The sequence below is a fragment of the Streptomyces sp. NPDC001222 genome, from assembly GCF_042896945.1.
GTDB classification, from domain to species: domain Bacteria; phylum Actinomycetota; class Actinomycetes; order Streptomycetales; family Streptomycetaceae; genus Streptomyces; species Streptomyces gibsoniae.
On record NZ_JBIAXT010000023.1, the window covers coordinates 144,505 to 151,406 of the forward strand.

Sequence of the window (6,902 nt, forward strand, 5' to 3'; positions counted from 1 at the left end):
CGCCGACGTCAGCTGCCGGGGCACCGGCGTGCGCTGATCACGAGTGCGGGGTCCGGGTCGTCGGCGTAGAGCAGATCGACGACCTCCTTGCGCCGATCGGTCACCACACGGTGGTTGAGATACCCCTTGTCGGTGATCTCGCCGTCGTCGATGCTCGGCGGCTCGGCCACCAGCGCAAGCCGTTCGACGCGCGACGCGGCCCCGGCGCCCGCGTTGAGCCTGGTCAGGACCCCGGCGAGGTGTCGGCGCAGTCCGTCGTGGCCGAGCAGTTCGGAGGCCTGGGTGGCCCGTGTGCCGAGCAGTTCGTTGGCCGGGGCCAGCGCCGGCCAGCCGATCGCCGCGATGTGCGACCGGTCGCCGCCGACCAGCACGACGTCGGCGAGCACCCCGGCGGCCGACAGCAGCGCGCTCCGCAGGCGGCCCACGACCACCCAGGTGCCGCTGGCGAGCTTGAAGTCCTCGGCGATCCGGCCGTCGAAGGCGAGCCCGAGACGGGGGTCGCCTCCCGGGTCGAGCAGCCGTACCGCGTCGCCGCTGCGGTAGAAGCCCTCCTCGTCGAGAGCGCCGGGGACGTCCATGCCGAGGTATCCGGGGGTGACCGAGGCGCTGCGCACCCGGATCTCGGTGCGGTCACCGACCGGGGCGAGCTTCAGCTCGACGCCCGGCAGCGGGATGCCGATCCCCTCGCGCACGCCTCCGTAGGTGGATGTCGCCGCGGGCCCCGTCTCGGTCGCGCCCCAGGACGACACGACCTCGATGTCGCGCCCGGTCGCCGAGCGGGCGACGGCACGCAGCCGCTTCCGTAGCGCGTCCGGCAGGTCGGCGCCCGCGTAGAGGAGGATCCTCGCGCGTGCCAGAATCTGCCGGGCGAGCTCGGGATCGCTCTCCAGCCGCTGGACGAGCAGGCCGTAACCGGCCGGTACGTTGACGACGACGGTGGGCGGCAGCCGGCGCAGCGCGTCCACGGTGCGCTCGAACGCGTCGGGCAACGGTGCCCCGTCGTCGATGTACAGACTGCCGCCGTTGCACAGCGCCAGGTGCAGGTTGTGGTTGCCGCCGAAGGTGTGGCTCCATGGCAACCAGTCGGTGAGCACGGGCGGTTCGTCTTCCAGGAAGGGCCAGATCTGCCGGAGCATCTGCTGATTGGCGCAGAGCATCCGGTGGGTGTTGAGCACTCCCTTGGGGGCGCCGGTCGAGCCTGATGTGAAGAGGATCTTCGCCACCACGTCCGGTGTCAGGGACTCGTAGGTCCGCCGCACGGCGCCGGTGACGACGGTGCGCCGTAGCGTGTCCATCGTCGTGTCCCCCGTACGGGGCCGCCGTGAGACCACCGTCTCCGGGGACGTGCCGGCGACGGCTGCCGCCGCGTCCAGGGCGGCCCGGAAGCGGTCGCCGTCGTCGGCGTACACGAGTCCCGGCCGGACCAGAGCGGCGATGGCACGCACGCGTGCGTGGTCGGTGCTGCGTAAGGAGTAGGCGATGCTGACCGGGACGACGGGGACGCCGGTGAGATAGCCGGCGAGAGTGAGCAGCAGATGGTCGAGGGAGTTGCCGGACAGCAGGAGCACCGGACGCTGCCGGCCGCACCCGCGGTCCAGGTACGCCTGGCCCAGCGCGGCCGCGGCCTCCGCCGCGGCCCCGTACGTCAGCGTCCGCCAGCCGTCCCCGTCCCGCTCGGCCGCCAGCGTCCGCTCCGGGCACTCGGCGGCCCAGTGGCGCAGCATGTGCGCGAGCGTCGGCGGATGCTCCGGCAGTTCCTGGCCTACGCGCAGCACACGGGTGCCGTCCGCGCGCTCCTCGCAGGTCACCTCGGCGAGGGCCGACACGTCCGTGCTCACCGGATCGTCTCGCCGGACACGGTGTCCTGCGTCTCGAGTTCAACCACGCCGCGCAGATCGCCGGAGCGGATCAGCGTGACCACGCGCTCGATGTCGGCGTCCAGCGGCCGGTCACGATCCAGGAACGCGCAGACACCGCGGACCGCGTCGTAGGCCGCGCGGGTGGGAGGGCTGAGGTGTTCGAGGCCGCGCAGGTCCGCCGCCTGGCACAGGGCGATCAGATGGATGGCCGCGATGCGCTGGACGAGTTCCACCACCGAACGGGCGTCGCGGGCCGCGATCGTACCCATGCTCACCTTGTCCTGGTTGTGCGCCTCGGTGGAGCGGGAGAACGACGCTGCCGGCATGGTCCACTTCAGCGCCTCGGCGGCCAGCGACGAGGCTGTGATCTGCATGCCCTTGAAGCCGTGGAACAGTCCGGCTTCGAAGTCGTCGGGTCCCAGCATAGGGATCAGGTTCGGAGTCAGGCCGTTGTTGAACTTCTCGTCGACGACCAGCTCCAGCTGACGGTCCAGCAGGTCGCCGACGCTGGCGACCGCCGTCTTGACGGCGTCCATCGCCTGTGCCACATGACCGCCGTAGAAGTTGCCGCCGTTGCGCACCGCGCCGTCGGTCACGTCGAACAGGGGATTGTCGTTGGCGGAGTTGACCTCGACGGCCAGCCACCGGTAGGCCCAGTCGGCGGTGTCGCGCAGAACGCCGGTGACGTGTGGGGCGCAGCGTATCGAGTAGTGGTCCTGGATGGGGCGTTCCAGTTCGGCGAAGTCGGCGTCGGGCCGGCGGATGCCCGAGTCGGCGGCGATGTCGCCGGTGAGGATCGCCCGGATGGTCGCGGCGCTGTCCACCATGCCGTCGTGCGGCTTCGCCTCGAAGAGGAACGGGGCGAAGTGCGACGCGTTGCCGAGCAGCACCTGACTGGTCAGCGCGGTGCACAGGTCGGCGGCGAAGGTCAGTTCCCGGGCGTCGTGCAGGGCCAGGACGGCGAAGCCGGACATGAACGAGGTGCCGTTGACCAGGGCCAGTCCCTCCTTGGCCTCCAGGGTCAGCGGGGTCAGGCCGCAGTCTTCGAGGGCGCGGTCGGCGGGCTTGTCCGTCCCGCGGTGGGTCACCGTGCCGCGTCCGGTGAGCGCGGCGGCGAGGTAACTCAGGGGCACCAGGTCGCCGCTGGCGCCGACCGAGCCGCGCTCCGGGATCTGCGGCAGGATGTCCGCGTTGAGCAGGTCGATCAATGCGGAGACCAGCTCGGGCCGTACGCCGGAGACGCCGCGGGCGAGGCAGTTGGCGCGGATCGTCATGGTGGCCCGGACGACGTCGGCGTCGGCCGGCGGGCCGACTCCCGTGGAGAGGAAGCGGATCAGGTTGTCCTGCAGACTGTCGACCTTGCGCTTCGATATCTGCCGGGCGCTGCTGTCCCCGAATCCGGAGGTGACACCGTAGATCGGGACGCCGGAGTCGATCAGGGAGTGCTTCATCGCGTTGGACTCGGCGATCCGCCGGGCCACGTCCGCGGCCAGGGTGACGACACGCGTCCCGGGGTGGCGGGCGACGGTGACGATGTCCTCGACGGAGAGCCGGTGCCCGTCCAGGGGCACCTCACGAAGGCCGGCCCGCCGGTGGGTGGGTGTGAGCATGTCGGTCCTTCCTACTGCGGGAAATAGCCCGTTCGAGTGAAGAATTGGTCGTACGTGCGGAACAGCTCCCGGGTTGGTTCCGGGCACTTGATGCCGGTGTCCGCCAGCGCCACGTCGGTGGAGGAACTGTCCATCGCCAGATACACGTCGGTGGCGCCGGCACCGGAGACCGCTTCGAACGACTCCAGCAGCGGCAGCAGCGCGTTGTCGCGGTCGGCGGTGACCCGGTCGCGCCAGTCGGCGGGGTCCATCTCGGTCAGCTCGTGGCCGAACGACCGTAGGTGCGCCGCGATGTCGGCGAAGCTCACCGATGTCCGTCCGGACATGTGGAAGGTACGGCCCACCGCGTCCCGGCAGCGGGTGAGCGCGAGCACGGCGGCACTGACGTAGTCCACCGGCACGAGCTGAAAGCTGCCGCCCAGGCCCGCCGGGACGGCGCGGGCCTGCAGCATCCCCTTGACGCTGAGCCATACGAAGTCCCGGGTCTGGCAGGCTCCGCGCTCCTGGTCGCCGGAGACCAGGTCGACCCGGTGGACCGTGACCGGCAGGCCACGCTCACGGGCCAGACCGACGAGTTGCTCGGCCACCCACTTGCTCTGTGTGTAGCCGGTCCGCAACGCCTCGGGCGGCCCGGTTGGGTCGTCGGGGCGCAGCGGCACACCGGGGATGACCGGCCGGGCGAAGACGCCGGTGGTCGAGATGTGGTGCATCGGGACGCTGCGGTGGCGGGCGGCCAGCCGCAGCAGTTCGGCGGTGCCGTCGACGTTGCCGGCCTTCAACGCGGCATACGGCTGGAGCCAGTTGACCTGTGCTCCCGCGTGGACGACCAGGTCGACCGAGCGGGCCAGGGCGTCGAACGCGTCGGCGGTCAGGCCGAGTCGGGGCCGGGCGAGGTCACCGACGACCACGTCCAGGCGGCCCATGTCGATGTCGTCCTCCAACCCGTACCACCGCATGTTCTCCGTCAGGCGGCGCAGGGCGTCGTCACGGTCGGCGCCCCGGACCAGGCAGCGCACCACCGCGTGCGAGGTGCGCATCAGGTCGCGCAGCAGGAACGCGCCGATGAAGCCGGTCGCGCCGGTCAGGAGGACCTCGCCGGGGTCGGCCGCGACCTCGACGGTCGTCGCGGCGGGCCGGATGTCGTCGGCGAGGCTGACGTCGGCGGCGAGGTCGCCACTGTCGGAGTCGTCGTCGGCCGGTGTGTCGGAGAAGAGGTCGCGCAGCAGCCGGTCCGCGACGGACCGAGGGGTCGGATGGTCGAAGACCAGGGTGGGCGGCAGCCGCAGTCCGGACACGGCGTCGAGCTGGTTGCGCAGTTCGACGGAGCTGAGCGAGTCGAAGCCCAACTCGGTGAAGGGCGTGTCCGCGTCCACGTCGGCCGCGTCGCTCAGACCCAGGAGGTCGGCGACCCGGGCCCGGACGAGGTCGAGGATCCGGGCGCGGCGGTCGACGCCGGGCAGCTCGGCCAGTTCGTCGGCGAGCCCCACCGGGTCGACGGAGGCGGCCGGACGCCGGGCGCCTCGGCGGGCCAGCCCGCGCAGCAGGGGCGGGACCGGTGACTGCCGCCGTACCGTGTCCAGGTCGATCGGGCAGCCGACGAGAAGCGGAACGCCGACGGCGACGGCGGCGTCGAGCATCGCCATGCCGCGCTCGGCGGAGATCGCACCGAAGCCCTCCCGGGCGACCCGGCGCAGATCCACCCCGGCGGACATGCCCCCGTCGTCCAGCTCCCACGGCCCCCAGGCCACCGAGACGGCGGGCAGCCCCTCGGCGGCGCGCTGCTGGGCCAGAGCGTCGAGGGCGGTGTTGGCGGCGGCGTAGTTGGCCTGCCCCGGGCCGCCGATGACGCCCGCGACGGACGAGAAGAGGACGAACGCGGCGAGCTCGCGCTCTCGGGTCAGCTCGTGCAGATACCGGGCGGCGTCGGCCTTGGGGCGCAGCACCGCGTCGAGGCGTCGCGGGGTGAGCGTGGTGAACGCGCCGTCGTCGAGCACGCCCGCGGCGTGCACCACCGCGCGCAGCGGCCGGTCGGCGGGGATGCCGTCCAGCAGTGCGGCGAGGGCCGCGCGGTCGCCGACATCGCAGGCTTCCACGGTGGCGTGGGCGCCCATCCGGGCCAGGTCCTCGACGAGGCGTGCCGCGCCCTCGGCGCGGGAGCCGCTGCGGCTGGTCAGCACGAGGTGCCGCAGCTGGTGGTGGGCGGCCAGATGCCGGGCCACGGCGGCGCCGAGCGCGCCGGTGCCGCCGGTGATCAGTACGGTGCCGTCGGTGGGCCATCCCCGGGTTCCCGTGGGCGCCTGGAGCGGGGCGAGCCTCGGCACGAGGATCCGGTCACCGCGCAGCAGCAGTTGGGGGGCGCCGGAGGCGGCGACGGCGGCCAGCAGCTCTGGGCGGACGTCGGCATCGGAATCCGTCTCGGCATCCACGAGCACGAACCGGCCCGGGTGCTCGGACTGGGCCGAGCGCAGCAGGCCCCAGACGGTCGCCGTGTCCGAAGGGGTCTCCCCGTCCAGCGCGACCGCGCCCCGGGTCAGCACGACCAACGGCGTGTCGGAGGGCCCCTCGGCGAGGGTGCGTTGGGCGACGTCGAGAACGTGGTGCAGTTGGTCAGCCGAGCTGACGCGCTCGACGGGCGGGACGGGTGCGTCGCCGGCGGGCAGGACCATCGGTGTCCAGTCGACCCGGTACAGGTCGTCGGTGCGCAACGCCGGGGGCGGGGTGCCGTAGGTGATCTCGTCCGCGGCGGCGATCACTCGCCCGGACGGGTCGGTGAGCAGTAGCTCGGGGCCGCCGTGCGGGGCGGACGCCAGGCGTACCGCACGGGCCCCTGCGGCGTAGACACGCACTCCCCGCCAGTCGAGCACGGGCCGGTCGCCGACCGCGGCGGACAGCAGCTCGGGGTGGAGGATGTAGCGGTCGGACTCGTCGCCGCCCACGGTGAGTTCGGTGGTCCCCGCAGCGATGTCCGGGGGTGGTACGGCGGGTGCAGGGCTGAGGCGGCCGTGGGCGTACCGCGTCCAGGCGCCTTCGTTTCCGGGGCGCGCGTGGATCCGTAGGTCGCGACGGCCGTCGGTGCCGGGCGCGTCGACCGTGACCTGCAGTTCGACGCCGCCGCGCGGTGGCGGAGTGAGGGTGGCGTCGACGGCGAGGGTGTCCACGGTGGTGCAGTCGACCTCGTCGGCGGCGCGCAGGGCCGCCTCCACCCAGACCGTCGTGGGGACGCGGGCCCCGGTCAGCCGGCCGGTGAGCGTGACCCGGCCGGTGTCCGGATCCTCGACGACCGAGGTGAGCAGCGGGTGTCCGGTCGCCGGGCGGTCGATGGACTGCCGGGCGGACTGCCAGTAGTGCTGGTGGTCGAAGGCGTAGGTGGGCAGGTCGATCCGGCGTGCTCCGGTGCCGGCGAAGAAACCGGCCCAGTCCACCGGCACACCCG

3 protein-coding genes are annotated in these 6,902 nt (G+C 72.7%); all 3 read right to left on the reverse strand.

Annotated features, from left to right (window positions below):
* Positions 1-8: 8 nt before the first annotated feature.
* A complete protein-coding gene (locus tag ACFY2Z_RS27725) occupies positions 9-1,838 on the reverse strand; it encodes an AMP-binding protein (protein WP_390746808.1) in 1,830 nt (609 codons plus the stop codon).
* Positions 1,835-3,469: a histidine ammonia-lyase gene (hutH, locus tag ACFY2Z_RS27730; RefSeq protein WP_390746809.1), complete on the reverse strand. Its 1,635-nt coding sequence runs from the start codon at positions 3,467-3,469 to the stop codon at positions 1,835-1,837. Before hutH ends, ACFY2Z_RS27725 begins: the two co-directional genes overlap by 4 nt.
* A gap of 11 nt (positions 3,470-3,480) precedes the next feature.
* Positions 3,481-6,902: thioester reductase domain-containing protein (locus ACFY2Z_RS27735; protein ID WP_390746810.1), on the reverse strand; the 3,422-nt coding region annotated here is incomplete at its 5' end.